Genomic DNA, 15,931 nt, shown 5'->3' on the forward strand with positions numbered 1-15,931 from the left:
GCCGGTGTCCGTACGCGCACGGGCATGGGCGCGGGCCGTGCCCTCGTCGTCGGTGCCGCCGTAGCTCGCCCCGCCCGTCCCGCTCCCCCCGCGAACCTCGTCCGCTTCGTCAGGAGTGAGCAACTCCGCGATCTCCAGGACGTGGTGACCCCGCATGGTCGGCAGGCAGCTGCCCCGGACCGGGCCGATCGCGTCCCCCCAGCGCCGCGGAATCGCGGACGCCCCGCTCAGGGCGCCGGCCAGGGCCCCCGCCAGTGCGGCCGTGGTGTCCGCGTCGCGGCCCATGTTGACCGCCGTCAGCACCGCCGTACGGAAGTCGCCGCGCGCCGCCGCGAACGCCCCGAAGGCCAGGCCCACCGCCTCCGGCGCCAGGTCCGTCCACGGGTAGCCGCCGACCACCACCGCGGAGCGCACCGCGCGTTCCATGGTGAGCCGGTCGGGGTAGCCGCGCTGCGCGGCCGCCACCGCGCGCCGCAGGGAACGCGCCGTCCAGGAGTCCATGGGGACGACCGACAGCGCGGCGGCGATCACCGAGGTGACCCCGGTACCCGTCATCGCGGCGGCCACCCCGGCCGCCACCGCCTGGCCGCCGTAGATGCCCTCCCCGTCATGGCTGACCCGCCCGTCCACCGCGACCAGCCGGGCCGCCTCGGCCGGCCGGCCGGCGGCGAAGACACCGAACGGTGCCGCTCTCATCGCCAGCCCGTCGCTCCAGGCGTGCCGGTGCTGGGCGGAGATCGGGGCGGCGAGCCCCCGGCGCAGATTCTCCAGCGTCCCGCGCTCGCTGAACCCGGCACCGCGGAACGGCCCCTCGTCGAGATCGGCGATCCACAGGTGCCAGGCCCGCTCCACATGAGTGACGGTCAGCGCGGAGCCGTGCCGGGCGAGCAGCAGCCCGGAGAAGATCGCGTACTCGGTGTCGTCGGTGCCCGCGGGGTCGTCGCTCACGAAGCCCTCGATCCGGCCCCAGCGGCGACGGATCTCCGAGGGCCGCAGGTTCTCCGCCGGTGCGCCCAGCGCGTCCCCGACCGCGAGACCGAGCAGCGAGCCGCGGGCCCGGTCGGCCAAGCCGCCCCGGGTCACCGCGCCCGGCCCCGCGCCGTCCGGCACAGCCGCTTGCGCACCGCCGGTCCGCGGCTCCGCCGGATTTCCTGCGATCAACTCCATCGCGTCGACCCTTCGCTCGCACCGAGCCAGTTCTCGTCCTGCTCGATATCTGCCACGCGGAGCCTGGACAGAGGCCGACAATCGCAACAAAAGGGCCAGTCGGATGAAGAGTCCGAACCACTAAGGCAGGCCGTACTTACCTGCTCACGGAGCGTGGTAAGTACGGCCTGCCTTGCTGGCGGGAGCCGTTTTTCGTGCGTACTTTCGATGGTGTTGAGCGGGGGCGGAGCGAGGAAAACCCGCTGCCGGAGAAGGGGAGAACTGTGTCCATCATCGAGACCGACGCCGTACTGCACGAGGCGCACCGGGACAATCACACCCACCGTGATGTGAACGGCGGCTGGCTGCGTCCGGCGGTGTTCGGTGCCATGGACGGGCTTGTCTCCAACCTCGCCCTGATGACCGGCGTCGCGGGTGGTGCCGTCTCCCAGCAGACGATCGTGATCACCGGCCTGGCGGGCCTGGCCGCCGGCGCGTTCTCCATGGCGGCCGGCGAGTACACCTCCGTGGCCTCGCAGCGCGAGCTCGTCGAGGCCGAACTCGACGTCGAGCGGCGGGAGTTGCGCAAGCACCCCAAGGACGAGGAGCGGGAGCTCGCCGAGCTCTACCAGTCCCGTGGCGTCGAACCCGCGCTCGCCCGCGAGGTCGCGCGGCAGCTGTCGCGAGACCCGGAGCAGGCCCTGGAGATACACGCCCGCGAGGAGCTGGGGATCGACCCGGGTGATCTGCCCTCGCCGCTCGTCGCCGCGGGGTCGTCGTTCGGCGCCTTCGCGCTCGGTGCCCTGCTGCCCGTGCTGCCGTACCTGCTCGGCGCGAGCGCGCTGTGGCCGGCCGTGCTGCTCGCGCTGGTCGGGCTGTTCGCCTGCGGCGCGGTGGTGGCCAGGGTGACGGCCCGCAGCTGGCTGTACAGCGGGCTGCGCCAGCTGGCGCTGGGCGGGGCCGCGGCGGCCATCACCTACGGTCTGGGCACGCTGTTCGGGGTGGCCGTCGGAGGCTGACCCCGTCCCAGGGGTCCACGGGTTCGATGGTCCGGGCATCCATCTCCGCAGGCGGGGGTGGGTGCCCGTGACGTGTCCGCCACCCGTGTGATGTACGTCTTGGTGACCGCCTCTGGGCGGAACCGCTACCACGGGCTTAAAGTGAGTCTCTATGCAGGGCTACACATAAGTAGCCGTTACTCGGCGGTTTCATTTCCATTGCCGCCGGGCATGACCCGTAGACACCGCAGGCAACGACGCCTGCTCTCTGCGGTCCCCCTGGGCGCCGATCTTCCACTGCGACCCACCCCACCGCCTCGGGCGGTGTCCGTATGTTGGAACGAAGTATCCGCTTCTTGAGAAGCGCCCCATCATGTAAACCTGTACGAAATTTCGCAGAGGGCCAACGTCGTCCCTCGGCACCGCATATGCCACGACGACGACGGGAGAGCCAATGCGCATCGACGCCTGGGCGCCCATGGACGGTCGCCCCGCCCAGCAGGGGATGTACGACCCCCGTAACGAGCACGACGCCTGCGGTGTCGGGTTCGTGGCCACTCTGACCGGTGTGGCCGGCCACGAGCTGGTCGAGCAGGCGCTGACCGTGCTGCGCAACCTCGAACACCGCGGCGCCACCGGATCCGAACCCGACTCCGGCGACGGCGCCGGGATCCTCCTCCAGGTGCCGGACGCCTTCCTGCGCGAGGAGACCGCCTTCGATCTCCCCGAGGCCGGTGCCTACGCCGTCGGAATCGCCTTCCTGCCCGCCGACGACTCCACCGAGGCCGTCCGCAAGCTGGAGAAGATCGCAGCCGAGGAGGGCCTCAAGGTCCTCGGCTGGCGCCAGGTGCCCGTCACCCCCGACATCCTCGGCAACGGCGCCCGCGCCACCATGCCCGAGTTCCGTCAGCTCTTCGTCGCGGACGGTGAGAGCACCGGCATCGCCCTCGACCGCAAGGCCTTCGTGCTGCGCAAGCGCGCCGAGCGGGAGGCCGGGGTCTACTTCCCCTCGCTCTCCGCCCGCACGATCGTCTACAAGGGCATGCTCACCACCGGGCAGCTGGAGCCGTTCTTCCCGGACCTCTCCGACCGCCGCTTCGCCACCGCGGTCGCCCTGGTCCACTCGCGGTTCTCCACCAACACCTTCCCGAGCTGGCCGCTCGCCCACCCGTACCGCTTCGTCGCGCACAACGGCGAGATCAACACGGTCAAGGGCAACCGCAACTGGATGAAGGCCCGCGAGTCCCAGCTCGCCTCCAGCCTGTTCGGCTCTGCCGACGACGGACACCGCGGTGAGGCACAGCTCGACCGGATCTTCCCCGTCTGCACCCCCGACGCCTCCGACTCCGCCTCCTTCGACGAGGTCCTGGAGCTGCTCCACCTCGGCGGCCGCTCGCTGCCGCACTCGGTGCTGATGATGGTTCCCGAGGCGTGGGAGAACCATGACTCGATGGACCCGGCCCGGCGCGCCTTCTACCAGTACCACTCCACGATGATGGAGCCCTGGGACGGCCCGGCCTGCGTCACCTTCACCGACGGCACCCAGGTCGGCGCGGTCCTGGACCGCAACGGTCTGCGCCCCGGCCGCTACTGGGTCACCGACGACGGCCTCGTCGTGCTCTCCTCCGAGGTCGGTGTCCTGGACATCGACCCCGCGAAGGTCGTCCGCAAGGGCCGCCTCCAGCCCGGGAAGATGTTCCTCGTCGACACGGCCGAGGGCCGGATCATCGAGGACGACGAGATCAAGGCCGCCCTCGCCGCCGAGCAGCCCTACGGCGACTGGCTGGAGACCGGCGAGATCGAGCTGGAGGACCTCCCCGAGCGGGAGCACATCGTGCACACGCACGCCTCAGTCACCCGCCGCCAGCAGACCTTCGGCTACACCGAGGAAGAGCTCCGCGTCATCCTCGCGCCGATGGCCCGCACCGGCGGCGAGCCGCTCGGCTCCATGGGCACGGACTCGCCGATCGCCGCGCTGTCCGAGCGCCCCCGGCTGCTCTTCGACTACTTCACCCAGCTGTTCGCGCAGGTCACCAACCCGCCGCTGGACGCCATCCGCGAGGAGCTCGTCACCTCGCTGCGCTCCACGCTGGGCCCCTCGGGCAACCTGCTGGAGCCGACCGCCGCGTCGTGCCGCAGCGTCACGCTGCCCTTCCCGGTGATCGACAACGACGAGCTGGCCAAGCTGATACACATCAACGCCGACGGCGACATGCCGGGCATGAAGGCCGCCACGCTCTCCGGGCTCTACCGGGTCGGCGGCGCCGGCGAGTCGCTGGCCGCGCGGATCGAGGAGATCTGCACCGAGGTCGACGCGGCCATCGAGGACGGCGCCCGCCTGGTCGTCCTCTCCGACCGGCACTCCGACGCCGAACACGCCCCGATCCCGTCGCTGCTGCTCACCTCGGCCGTCCACCACCACCTCATCCGCACCAAGCAGCGCACCCAGGTGGGGCTGCTGGTCGAGGCCGGGGACGTCCGCGAGGTCCACCACGTCGCCCTGCTCATCGGCTACGGCGCCGCCGCGGTCAACCCGTACCTGGCGATGGAGTCCGTCGAGGACCTGGTCCGCGCCGGTACGTTCATCGAGGGCATCGAGCCCGAGCAGGCCATCCGGAACCTGATCCACGCGCTCGGCAAGGGCGTCCTGAAGGTCATGTCCAAGATGGGCATCTCGACGGTCGCCTCCTACCGGGGCGCCCAGGTCTTCGAGGCCGTCGGCCTGGACGAGGACTTCGTCGCGAAGTACTTCAACGGCACCGCCACCAAGATCGGCGGCGCCGGCCTCGAAGTCATCGCCAAGGAGGTCGCCGCCCGGCACGCCAAGGGCTACCCCGCCTCCGGCATCTCCGCTTCGCACCGCGCGCTGGAGATCGGCGGCGAGTACCAGTGGCGCCGCGAGGGCGAGCCGCACCTGTTCGACCCGGAGACGGTCTTCCGCCTCCAGCACGCCACCCGCAACAAGCGCTACGACATCTTCAAGAAGTACACCGACCGGGTGAACGAGCAGTCCGAGCGGCTGATGACGCTCCGCGGCCTGTTCGGCTTCAGGAGCGACCGTGAGGCGATCTCCGTCGACGAGGTCGAGCCCGTCGCCGACATCGTCAAGCGCTTCTCCACCGGCGCCATGTCGTACGGCTCGATCTCCCGCGAGGCCCACGAGACCCTCGCCATCGCCATGAACCAGCTGGGCGGCAAGTCCAACACCGGTGAGGGCGGCGAGGACGCCGACCGGCTCCACGACCCGGCGCGCCGCTCGTCCATCAAGCAGGTCGCCTCCGGCCGCTTCGGTGTGACCAGCGAGTACCTGGTCAACGCGGACGACATCCAGATCAAGATGGCGCAGGGCGCCAAGCCCGGCGAGGGCGGTCAGCTGCCCGGCCACAAGGTCTACCCGTGGGTCGCCAGGACCCGGCACTCCACCCCGGGAGTCGGCCTCATCTCGCCGCCGCCGCACCACGACATCTACTCCATCGAGGATCTGGCCCAGCTGATCCACGACCTCAAGAACGCCAACCCGGCGGCTCGCATCCACGTGAAGCTGGTCTCCGAGGTCGGCGTCGGCACGGTCGCCGCCGGTGTCTCCAAGGCGCACGCGGACGTCGTCCTGATCTCCGGCCACGACGGCGGAACGGGCGCCTCCCCGCTCACGTCCCTGAAGCACGCGGGCGGCCCCTGGGAGCTCGGCCTCGCCGAGACCCAGCAGACGCTGCTGCTCAACGGCCTGCGCGACCGCATCGTCGTGCAGACCGACGGCCAGCTGAAGACCGGCCGCGACGTGGTCATCGCCGCGCTGCTGGGCGCCGAGGAGTTCGGTTTCGCGACCGCGCCGCTCGTCGTCTCCGGCTGCGTCATGATGCGCGTCTGCCACCTGGACACCTGCCCGGTCGGCATCGCCACCCAGAACCCCGTCCTGCGCGAGCGGTTCTCCGGCAAGGCCGAGTACGTCGTCAACTTCTTCGAGTTCATCGCCCAGGAGGTCCGCGAGATCCTCGCCGAGCTCGGCTTCCGCACGATCGAGGAGGCCGTCGGCCACGCCGAGCTGCTCGACACCGACCGTGCGATCACGCACTGGAAGGCGCAGGGCCTCGACCTGAAGCCGCTGTTCCACGTCCCCGAGCTGCCCGAGGACGCGGTCCGCCACGCGCGGATCGAGCAGGACCACGGCCTCGCCAAGGCGCTCGACAACGAGCTGATCAGGCTCGCCGCCGACGCCCTGAACGCGGACAGCGCCGAGAGTGCCCAGCCGGTCCGGGCCCAGATCGCGATCCGCAACATCAACCGGACCGTCGGCACCATGCTCGGCCACGAGGTGACGAAGAAGTTCGGCGGCGCCGGTCTGCCGCAGGACACCATCGACATCACCTTCACCGGCTCCGCGGGCCAGTCCTTCGGCGCGTTCGTACCGAGCGGGGTCACCCTGCGCCTGGAGGGCGACGCCAACGACTACGTCGGCAAGGGCCTCTCCGGCGGCCGGATCGTCGTCCGCCCCGACCGCGGCGCCGACCACCTCGCCGAGTACTCCACCATCGCGGGCAACACCATCGCCTACGGCGCCACCGGCGGCGAACTGTTCCTGCGCGGCCGCACCGGCGAGCGGTTCTGCGTCCGCAACTCCGGCGCCACCGTCGTCTCGGAGGGCGTGGGCGACCACGGCTGCGAGTACATGACCGGCGGCCACGCCGTCGTCCTCGGCGAGACCGGACGCAACTTCGCCGCGGGCATGTCGGGCGGTGTCGCCTACGTCATCGACCTGAACCGCGACAACGTCAACGTCGGCAACCTCGGTGCCATCGAGGTCCCCTCCGACGCCGACAAGCAGTGGCTGCACGACGTGGTGCGCCGCCACCAGGAGGAGACCGGATCCACGGTCGCCGAGAAGCTGCTTGCCGAGTGGGACACCGCCGTGACCCGCTTCAGCAAGATCATCCCGTCCACCTACAAGGCAGTGCTCGCCGCCAAGGACGCCGCTGAGCTCGCCGGTCTCTCCGAGCAGGAGACCACCGAGAAGATGATGGAGGCGGCGACCAATGGCTGACCCCAAGGGCTTCCTGACCACCGGGCGCGAGGTCGCCGAGACCCGCCCCGTGGGCGAGCGCGTCAAGGACTGGAACGAGGTCTATGTTCCGGGCTCGCTGCTCCCGATCATCAGCAAGCAGGCCGGCCGCTGCATGGACTGCGGCATCCCGTTCTGCCACAACGGCTGCCCGCTCGGAAACCTCATTCCCGAGTGGAACGACTACGCCTACCGCGAGGACTGGTCGGCCGCGTCCGAGCGCCTGCACGCCACGAACAACTTCCCGGAGTTCACCGGGCGGCTCTGCCCGGCCCCGTGCGAGTCGGCGTGCGTGCTCGGCATCAACCAGCCGGCCGTCACCATCAAGAACGTCGAGGTCTCCATCATCGACAAGGCGTGGGGCAACGGTGACGTCACCCCGCAGCCGCCCGAGCGGCTCTCCGGCAAGACCGTCGCGGTCATCGGCTCGGGCCCGGCGGGTCTCGCCGCCGCCCAGCAGCTGACCCGGGCCGGCCACACCGTCGCCGTCTACGAACGCGCGGACCGCATCGGAGGCCTTCTCCGGTACGGCATCCCCGAGTTCAAGATGGAGAAGTCGCACATCAACCGCCGCATCGAGCAGATGCGTGCGGAAGGCACCAAGTTCCGTACCGAGACCGAGATCGGGCGGGACATCGACGCCGCCAAGCTCCGCCGCCGGTACGACGCGGTCGTCATCGCCGCAGGTGCCACCGTCTCGCGCGACCTGCCCGTCCCGGGCCGTGAGCTGAACGGCGTGCACTTCGCCATGGAGTACCTGCCGCTGGCCAACAAGGTGCAGGAGGGCGACCTGACGGTCTCCCCGATCACCGCCGAGGGCAAGCACGTCGTCGTGATCGGCGGCGGCGACACCGGCGCCGACTGCGTCGGTACCGCCCACCGCCAGGGCGCGCTCTCCGTCACCCAGCTGGAGATCATGCCCCGGCCGGGCGAGGACCGGAACGCCAACCAGCCGTGGCCGACCTTCCCGATGCTCTACAAGGTCACCTCGGCGCACCAGGAGGGTGGCGAGCGGGTCTACTCAGTCTCCACCACCCACTTCGAGGGCGATGAGGACGGCAACGTCCAGTCGCTGCACCTGATCGAGGTGGAGTTCAAGGACGGCAAGCTCGAGCAGAAGCCCGGCACCGAGCGGTCCATCCCCGCGCAGCTGGTCACCCTCGCCATGGGCTTCACCGGCACCGACCAGGCCAACGGTCTGGTCCAGCAGTTCGGCCTGGAGCTCGACGAGCGCGGCAATGTCGCGCGCGACGGGGAGTACGCCACCAACATCGACGGAGTCTTCGTCGCCGGTGACGCCGGCCGCGGCCAGTCCCTCATCGTGTGGGCCATCGCCGAGGGCCGCTCCGCGGCCCGCGGGGTGGACCGCTTCCTGACCGGAGCCAGCGCCCTGCCGGCCCCGATCCGCCCGACGGACCGTGCACTGACGGTCTGATTCACGGCATCACGGCACACACCGACGTCCCGCACAACGGCGTGCGGAACTGAACGCGGCGCCTGCCCGTCCCCGACCGGACGATTCGGCAGGCGCCGCGGCGCGTCCGGGGGCCGGTCGCACCGGCCCCCGGCTCAGCCCGTCAGCGCGGAGGTCTTCAGCACCACCAGCAGCACCAGCACGGCGAACAGCACCACACCCGCGGCGGCCTGGACCACCGTACGGCGCTTCGCCGGAGCATAGGCGTACGCCACGGTGACGATGCCGCCCGTCAGGAGCCCGCCCAAGTGGCCCTGCCACGAGGCGAATCCGGCCGAGATCACCATCCAGATCAGGAATCCGGCCATGAACCGGTTCACCGCCCGCATGTCGCGGCCCAGCCGGCGGTTGATGACGTAGAACGCCGCCCCGAGCCCGAAGATCGCACCCGAGGCGCCCACCGTGCCGTCGAACGGCGCGATCAGATAGACCAGGACCGAACCGCCCAGCGCGGACAGCAGGTACAGCGCGAGGTAACGGGCCCGGCCCAGCTGCTCCTCCACCACCCGGCCCAGGTTCCACAGCGCGTACATGTTGAACAGGATGTGCAGCACCCCGAACGGCAGCGACCCGAAGGACGACCCGCCCGGCGGCAGATGCAGGAAGGCCCCGGTCATCAGCCGGTACCACTCACCGCCGGCCACCCCGACCACATCGAAGCCGGGGAAGCCCCCGCCGCCCTCGTAGACGTAATGCTCGCCGTCCGGGCCGTCCAGCCCCGCACCGAGCATCGCGAACCGGTCGACGATCCCCGGACTGACCAGCTCGCCCAGGTACGCCGCGATGTTGAGTCCGATCAGCACATACGTGACGATCGGCACCGCGCTTCTCGCCACCGCGCCGCCGAACACGGTGCGCGCCTGCCGGATCGAACGCTGCCCCTCCTTCACGCAGTCCACGCAGTGGTGGCCGACCGCGGCCTCACGCATGCAGTCGGGGCAGATGAACCGTTCGCAGCGGGTACAGCTGACATACGTCTCGTACGACGGATGGCGATAACAGGTGGTGACCGCGGCCTCCACGGCAGGCTCCTTCAGGGGTGAGCGGACACGAGCGGCCGGTGGGGACGGCGGCAGATCAACATAGCGAACACCGCCCGGCCGGGGCATGCCCGGGTGGCCCGGACCGACCGGCGATCGGGGGCGGCGCCGCGGGGCCGGGTGCGCGCATCTGCGGCGTTGTCGTCAATCAACAACGCTCCTTCCCCGAGCTCTCAGCTGCGTTCGAGCAGGGGAGGCCCCATCTGCCTCAGTCCTCCGCCTCGCAGCTGCACGCACTCAGCCCCGCTCCTTCTCCCACTCCCCAATTGCCGGTCGGTCTTACACTCGACCTCCCCGGACGTCGAGGATCGGAGAAACCGCATGGCCGGCTCACTTGCCGCCGAAACAGGCCCGGCCATCAGCCTCCGCAAGATCGAGGAGAGCGCCCCCGCACTGGTCAGCCTCTACAAGAGCGCCTCGGTGTCGCTGACCAGGCACCGCATGAGCGGCGAGCGCGCCGCGGTCTATCTGGTGCTCGACTACTCCGGCTCCATGCGGGAGTACTACAAGGACGGCAGCGTCCAGGCCCTGGCCGACCGGGTGCTGGGGCTCTCGGCCCATCTGGACGACGACGGCCGGGTCCCCCTCGTCCTGTTCTCCACCGAGGTCGACGCCGTCACCGACATCGCCCTGGACAACCACCGCGGCCGGGTCGACGCGATCGTGGCCGGTCTCGGGCACATGGGCAGGACCAGCTACCACCTGGCCATGGATGCCGTCATCGACCACTACCTCGACAGCGGCTCCACGGCGCCCGCCCTCGTCGTCTTCCAGACCGACGGCGGCCCGATCAGCAAGCACGCGGCGGAGCGCTATCTCTGCAAGGCGGCGAAACTGCCCCTGTTCTGGCAGTTCATCGGCTTCGGCGACAAGCGGAGCAATCAATTCGACTTCCTGCGCAAGCTCGACGAACTGGCCGTACCCGCCAAGCGCCCGATAGACAACGCGGGCTTCTTCCACGCCGGACCCGACCCGCGCAAGGTCCCGGACGCCGAGCTGTACGACCGGCTCGTCGCCGAATTTCCGCAGTGGCTCGCCACGGCCCGGACTCAGGGCATCGTCAAGTGACCGCCCGGGTCCTGCGGGCGGCCGACCGTACGGCCACCCCCTGGAAGAACGGCGGGGGAGTCACCCGGGAGATCGCGGCACACCCCGAGGGCGCGCCGATGGACGCCTTCGACTGGCGGGTCAGCCTCGCCGAGGTGACCGAGGACGGGCCGTTCTCCACGTTCCCCGGCGTCGACCGCACCCTGACCGTGGTCGAGGGCGCCGGCCTGGACCTCATGGTGGACGGTGAACACCACATCGTCGACGAGCCGTACTGGCCGCACGACTTCCCCGGTGACCTCGCGACCGACGGCGCACTGCTCGGCGGCCCGGTCGTCAACCTCAATGTGATGTGCCGCAGGGGGCGGACGAGCGCGGCGGTCGCGGTGGTGCGCGGCACGGTGAGGCTGGCGGTGCCCCCGGGCGGGTCGGTGCTCGCCATCGCGCTGGAGGACGGCGCGGTGCTCGACGGTACGGAGCTCGAACTCGACCGCTATGACGCGCTGTTGACGCGGGACGGAACGGCCGGTGTGCTGCGGACCCACGGGTGGGCGCTGCTGGTCACCCTTTCGGAGCGATGAGACGGGCCGGCACGGGTGAGGCGGGCGGTACGGATGGGCCGAAGGGCGGACCGGTCGGCGCGGGCCGGTAAATCAGGACGGAAGGTGTCGGGTATCCAGGATTCCATGGGCGCATGACATCGAGTTCCTGGGAAGACTTCCGCTCGGCCGAGCCGGACTTCGCCGAAACCGTCCGGGCCCGCTTCCAGCTCTACAAGCACCACGTCCTGGCGACCCTGCGCAAGGACGGATCGCCACGCGTGACCGGCCTGGAGGTGGACTTCCGCTTCGGCGAGGTGTGGCTAGGCATGATGCCGAACTCGCGCAAGGCGCAGGACCTGCTGCGCGATCCGCGGTTCGCGGTGCACGCCAACCCCGGCCCGGACGCCGAGATGGCCGACGGCGACGCCCGGATCTCCGGCCGCGCGGCGGAGGTGACCGACCCCGCGGTGCTGGCCCGCTACATCGAGGAGGCGAAGCCGCCGGAACCCTTCCACCTCTTCCGCGTGGAGCCGGCCGAGGTGGTGCACACCGGGCTCGAAGGCGGCGACACCGTGATCATCCGGACCTGGCGCCCCGGTCACCCGCTGCGCACCTTCCGAAGGGGCAACGACGAGGGCTCACTGAGCGAGACCACCTGAGAGCCCGGCGCGCCGGGCGGCGGGAGCGACCGGCCCGTCGGCGAGCACCCGCGCCCGGCACGCCCCCGGCGTCCCCCACGCGTCCCGCAGCGGCCGCGCCTTCCGCAGCCACAGCGCCAGATCCAGCTCCTGCGTGTACCCCACCGCACCGTGCAGCTGCAGCGCCGCCCCGGCCGCCGCGTACCCCGCCTCACCCGCCGTCACCTTGGCCGCCGCCACCTGCGCACCGGCGTCCGGCGCGTCCCCGGCGAGCGCGAGCGCCGCCCCGTACAGCAGCGGACGGGCGAACTCCAGCCCGATCAGGGTGTCCGCCAGCCGGTGCTTCACCGCCTGGAAGGTGCCGATGGCGGCACCGAACTGGGTGCGCTGCTTCACGTACTCGACCGTGGTCCGCAGCAGGGCCTCGCCCGTGCCGAGCGCCTGCGCCGCCGTCGCGAACGCCGCCCACCCGGCCGCCCGCGCCGCCGCCCCGGCCACCCGGGTCCCCGAGGCGAGCAGTTCCCCGCCCGGCGCGGGGCGCCACAGCCGCCGCGCGGGGTCGGACGACACGCTGAGCTCCCCGGGCCCCGGCGCCAGCCGTAACTCGTCACCGGTCACCGTGAACACCGCGTCAACCGCGTCCGCGTCCAGCGCGTACGGCCCGTACCCGTCCATCCGGAGCGTCGCCGACGCCGCGCCGGACGCCAGCCGGGGCAGCCACTCCTTGGCCGCAGGCCCGCCCACGTCCGCCAGCAGCACCGCCGCCGCGACCGTCTCCACCACCGGCCCCGGCACCGCGTGCCGACCCAACTCGGTGAAGGCGACCGCGAGTTCGACCGGCAGCGGGCCGACACCCTCGTACGCCTCCGGCACCGCGAGCGCGAAGACCCCCGCCCCCGCCAGCCGCACCCACAGCGCCTTGCCCGGTCCGTGATCCCCGGCGGCCCAGGCCCGTACCACCGAAGGGGCGTCCGCGGCGGTCAGCATCGCGTCCAGCGAGCGGGCGAACTCCCGCTGCTCGTCGTCCAGGAGGAAACGCATCAGCGCCGTCCCTTCGGCAGGCCGAGCAGCCGCTCGGCGATGATGTCGCGCTGGATCTCGTTCGTGCCGGCGTAGATGGGACCCGCGAGGGAGAAGACATACCCCTCGGACCACTCGGAATCGGCGAGTTCCGCGTCCGGGCCCAGCAGATCGAGTGCGCTCTCGTGCAGCGCGATGTCGTACTCGGACCAGAACACCTTGTTCAGGCTGGACTCCGCGCCGATGGTCGCCCCGGCGGCGAAGCGGGAAGCGTTGGCGGCGGTGAAGAGCTGATAAGCGCGCGCCCCGATCACCGCGTCCGCCACCCGGTCCCGCATCGCCGTGTCCGAGGGGTCGCCATGGGTGCGCCACAGCATGGCCAGCCGGTCGGCGGCGGCCAGGAAACGGCCGGGGGAGCGGAGCGTCAGTCCCCGCTCGTTGCCCGTTGTCGACATGGCGATACGCCAGCCCTGGCCGGGCTCCCCGATGACGTCCTCGTCCGGTACGAACACCTCGTCCAGGAACAGTTCGGCGAAGGCCGGCTTGCCGTCGAGCCGCCCGATCGGCCGGACCGAGACCCCTGGCGCCGACAGGTCGAACATCAGATACGTCAGCCCGTGGTGCGGTTTCGCCGCGCCCGGATCGCTGCGGAAGATGCCGAACGCCCGATCCGCGAACGCGGCCCGCGAGGACCAGGTCTTCTGCCCCGAGAGCAGCCAGCCGCCGTCGGTGCGCACCGCCCGCGAACGCAGCGACGCCAGGTCCGAGCCCGACTCCGGCTCGGACCAGGCCTGCGCCCAGATCACCTCGCCGCTCGCCATCGACGGCAGGACCCGCGCCCGCTGCTCGTGAGTGGCGTGGTCGAAGAGCGTCGGGGCGAGGAGATTGATGCCGTTCTGCGAGACCCGGCCAGGGCCGCCCGCCGCGTAGTACTCCTCCTCGAAGACCAGCCACCGGAAGATGTCGGCGCCCCGGCCGCCGTACTCGGCCGGCCAGGAGACCACCGACCAGCGGTCCGCGTAAAGCCGCGCCTCCCACTCCCGGTGCGCGGCGAAGCCCTCGGCGGTCTCCAGTGACGGCAGTGGTACGGCGGGCACGTTGGCCCGCAGCCATTGGCGCGCCTCGTCCCGGAACGCCGCCTCCTGCTCGGTGCCCGACAGATCCATCAGCCGTCCGCCTTCTTCTTCATCGAGGCGATGTCCATGCCGCCGAGCGAGTCGGCCGCCGTCTCCGCGTTGTGCGCGTGGGCGAGGTGGTGCAGCCCGAAGACGGAGTCCATCCCGGTGTGCATCCCCTGGAGGTCCTCGGCCTGGTTGACCGCGCGCTTGGTGAGTGCCAGCCCGAGCCGGGGCATCGAGGCGATCCGCAGTGCCAGCTCATCGGTGCGGACGGCGAGTTCCTCCCGCTCCACCACCTTGTTCACCATGCCGACCTCGTACGCCCGGCGGGCGCTCATCCGGTCGCCGGTGTAAAGGAACTCCTTCGCGATCCGGGGAGGCATCACCCATGGGTGGGCGAAGTACTCGACGCCGGGGATGCCCATCCGCACCACTGGATCGGCGAAGAAGGCGTCCTCGCTCGCCACGATCAGGTCGCAGATCCAGGCGAGCATCAGCCCGCCGGCCACGCAGGCGCCCTGGACGGAGGCGATGACCGGCTTCGGCAGCTCGCGCCAACGCCTGCACATGCCCAGATAGACCTCCGACTCGCGGGCGAAGCGGCTCTCCGCGCCGGCCTTGTCGGAGTGGTCCCACCACAGGCCCGCCCGGCGCTCGAAGGGCAGGTGCGCGTCGCGCTCCGGCGTGCCGATGTCATGGCCCGCGGAGAAGTGCTCCCCGGCGCCCGCCAGCACCGCCACCTTGACCTCGGAGTCCTCGGCGGCCCGGTAGAAAGCGTCGTCCAGGGCGTAGGTCATGGCCGAGTTCTGGGCGTTGCGGTAGCGCGGGCGGTTCAGCGTGACGTGCGCGACCGGGCCGCGGCGCTCGTAGAGCACCGGGCCGTCCCGGTGGCCGGCGGCGGAGGGGTCGTGGGCAGAGGGCATCGGCTCATCCTTCCCTAACAAGTGTTTGGTAGGTTAACGTACGGGCACGAGCACCGTCGAGGATCCGAAGGGGACCGAGGAGGTTACGGGCGTGAGCGCACCGCAGTACGTATCCGGGCACGGGCTGCTGGCAGGCCGCACCGCCGTCATCACCGCGGCGGCAGGCGCCGGCATCGGCGGCGCCACCGCCCGCAGATTCCTGGAGGAGGGCGCCCGCATCGTCATCGGCGACGCGCACGCCCGCCGGCTGAAGGAGACCGAGCAGGCGTTCGCCGAGGAGTTCGGCGCGGACCGCGTCGCCGCACTGCCCTGCGACGTCACCGACGAGACCCAGGTCCGGACCCTGTTCGAACTCGCCGAGCGGACCCACGGCGGACTGGACATCGTCGTCAACAACGCCGGCCTCGGCGGCACCGCCGAACTCACCGAGATGACCGACGAGCAGTGGACCAAGGTCCTCGACGTCACCCTGAACGGCACCTTCCGCTGCACCAGGGCCGCCCTGCGCTCCCTCCGGGCGGCGGGGCGCGGCGGCATCGTCGTCAACAACGCCTCCGTCGTCGGCTGGCGTGCCCAGAGCGGCCAGGCCCACTACGCCGCCGCCAAGGCCGGCGTCATGGCGCTCACCAGGTGCGCCGCGATCGAGGCCGCCGAGTACGGCGTACGCGTCAACGCCGTCGCGCCCAGCCTCGCCATGCACCCGCACCTGGTGAAGGTCACCTCCGCCGAACTCCTGGACGAACTGACCGCGAAGGAGGCCTTCGGCCGGTACGCCGAGCCGTGGGAGGTCGCCAATGTCATCGTCTTCCTCGCCAGCGACTACTCCTCGTACCTGACCGGCGAGGTCGTCTCCGTCAGCAGCCAGCGTGCCTGAGCGTGCCGCGGCCGGGTGTCGGGCGGCCGGGTGTGCGGCAGCCGTGCGTCCGGCG

At 71.2% G+C, this 15,931-nt stretch carries 11 protein-coding genes and 1 pseudogene; 7 read left to right on the forward strand and 5 right to left on the reverse strand.

Going from position 1 to position 15,931, the window contains the following annotated elements; translation table 11 throughout:
* Positions 1 to 78: 78 nt before the first annotated feature.
* A pseudogene (locus ACIRJP_RS04160) lies at positions 79 to 1,167 on the reverse strand (ADP-ribosylglycohydrolase family protein); the annotation flags it as partial.
* 263 nt (positions 1,168 to 1,430) lie between these two features.
* On the opposite strand from ACIRJP_RS04160, the gene ACIRJP_RS04165 reads away from it, so the two are divergent.
* The 3 genes from ACIRJP_RS04165 to ACIRJP_RS04175 all read left to right on the forward strand — a co-directional run bounded on the left by ACIRJP_RS04165 (position 1,431) and on the right by ACIRJP_RS04175 (position 8,635).
* Positions 1,431 to 2,165 (forward strand): VIT1/CCC1 transporter family protein, encoded by a 735-nt coding sequence (locus tag ACIRJP_RS04165; RefSeq protein ID WP_404167934.1) that lies wholly within the window; start codon positions 1,431 to 1,433, stop codon positions 2,163 to 2,165.
* A gap of 433 nt (positions 2,166 to 2,598) precedes the next feature.
* Complete coding sequence (gltB, locus tag ACIRJP_RS04170) at positions 2,599 to 7,182, forward strand: glutamate synthase large subunit (RefSeq protein ID WP_404167936.1); 4,584 nt, start codon at positions 2,599 to 2,601, stop codon at positions 7,180 to 7,182.
* On the forward strand, positions 7,175 to 8,635 hold the full coding sequence (locus ACIRJP_RS04175) for a glutamate synthase subunit beta (protein ID WP_404167938.1): 1,461 nt from the start codon (positions 7,175 to 7,177) through the stop codon (positions 8,633 to 8,635). The genes gltB and ACIRJP_RS04175 overlap by 8 nt, the downstream gene beginning before the upstream one ends.
* Positions 8,636 to 8,769: 134 nt before the next feature.
* Here ACIRJP_RS04175 and ACIRJP_RS04180 read toward each other — a convergent pair whose 3' ends face one another.
* A complete protein-coding gene (locus ACIRJP_RS04180) occupies positions 8,770 to 9,696 on the reverse strand; it encodes a rhomboid family intramembrane serine protease (RefSeq protein ID WP_404167940.1) in 927 nt (308 codons plus the stop codon).
* Positions 9,697 to 10,035: 339 nt separating this feature from the next.
* Here ACIRJP_RS04180 and ACIRJP_RS04185 point away from each other — a divergent pair, with 339 nt between their 5' ends.
* From ACIRJP_RS04185 to ACIRJP_RS04195, 3 genes are all read left to right on the forward strand, one after another.
* On the forward strand, positions 10,036 to 10,782 hold the full coding sequence (locus tag ACIRJP_RS04185; RefSeq protein ID WP_404167942.1) for a vWA domain-containing protein: 747 nt from the start codon (positions 10,036 to 10,038) through the stop codon (positions 10,780 to 10,782).
* A complete protein-coding gene (locus ACIRJP_RS04190) occupies positions 10,779 to 11,342 on the forward strand; it encodes a HutD family protein (RefSeq protein ID WP_404167944.1) in 564 nt (187 codons plus the stop codon). Before ACIRJP_RS04185 ends, ACIRJP_RS04190 begins: the two co-directional genes overlap by 4 nt.
* A 113-nt stretch (positions 11,343 to 11,455) precedes the next feature.
* The gene (locus ACIRJP_RS04195; RefSeq protein WP_404167946.1) at positions 11,456 to 11,962 is read left to right on the forward strand and encodes a pyridoxamine 5'-phosphate oxidase family protein; all 507 of its coding nucleotides are present in this window, start codon (positions 11,456 to 11,458) and stop codon (positions 11,960 to 11,962) included.
* Here ACIRJP_RS04195 and ACIRJP_RS04200 read toward each other — a convergent pair.
* The 3 genes from ACIRJP_RS04200 to ACIRJP_RS04210 are packed head-to-tail and all read right to left on the reverse strand — an operon-like array spanning position 11,942 to position 15,002.
* Positions 11,942 to 12,982, reverse strand: a complete 1,041-nt coding sequence (locus tag ACIRJP_RS04200) for an acyl-CoA dehydrogenase family protein (RefSeq protein ID WP_404167948.1) — start codon at positions 12,980 to 12,982, stop codon at positions 11,942 to 11,944. The genes ACIRJP_RS04195 and ACIRJP_RS04200 overlap by 21 nt on opposite strands.
* The gene (locus ACIRJP_RS04205; RefSeq protein ID WP_383718236.1) at positions 12,982 to 14,127 is read right to left on the reverse strand and encodes an acyl-CoA dehydrogenase family protein; all 1,146 of its coding nucleotides are present in this window, start codon (positions 14,125 to 14,127) and stop codon (positions 12,982 to 12,984) included. Before ACIRJP_RS04205 ends, ACIRJP_RS04200 begins: the two co-directional genes overlap by 1 nt.
* A complete protein-coding gene (locus ACIRJP_RS04210) occupies positions 14,127 to 15,002 on the reverse strand; it encodes an enoyl-CoA hydratase (protein WP_404167950.1) in 876 nt (291 codons plus the stop codon). The genes ACIRJP_RS04205 and ACIRJP_RS04210 overlap by 1 nt, the downstream gene beginning before the upstream one ends.
* Before the next feature lie 91 nt (positions 15,003 to 15,093).
* On the opposite strand from ACIRJP_RS04210, the gene ACIRJP_RS04215 reads away from it, so the two are divergent.
* Positions 15,094 to 15,876 (forward strand): SDR family oxidoreductase, encoded by a 783-nt coding sequence (locus ACIRJP_RS04215; protein WP_404167952.1) that lies wholly within the window; start codon positions 15,094 to 15,096, stop codon positions 15,874 to 15,876.
* The last annotated feature ends 55 nt before the right edge of the window (positions 15,877 to 15,931 follow it).

The organism is Streptomyces sp. NPDC102437 (genome assembly GCF_044765565.1).
Taxonomy (GTDB): Bacteria; Actinomycetota; Actinomycetes; order Streptomycetales; family Streptomycetaceae; genus Streptomyces.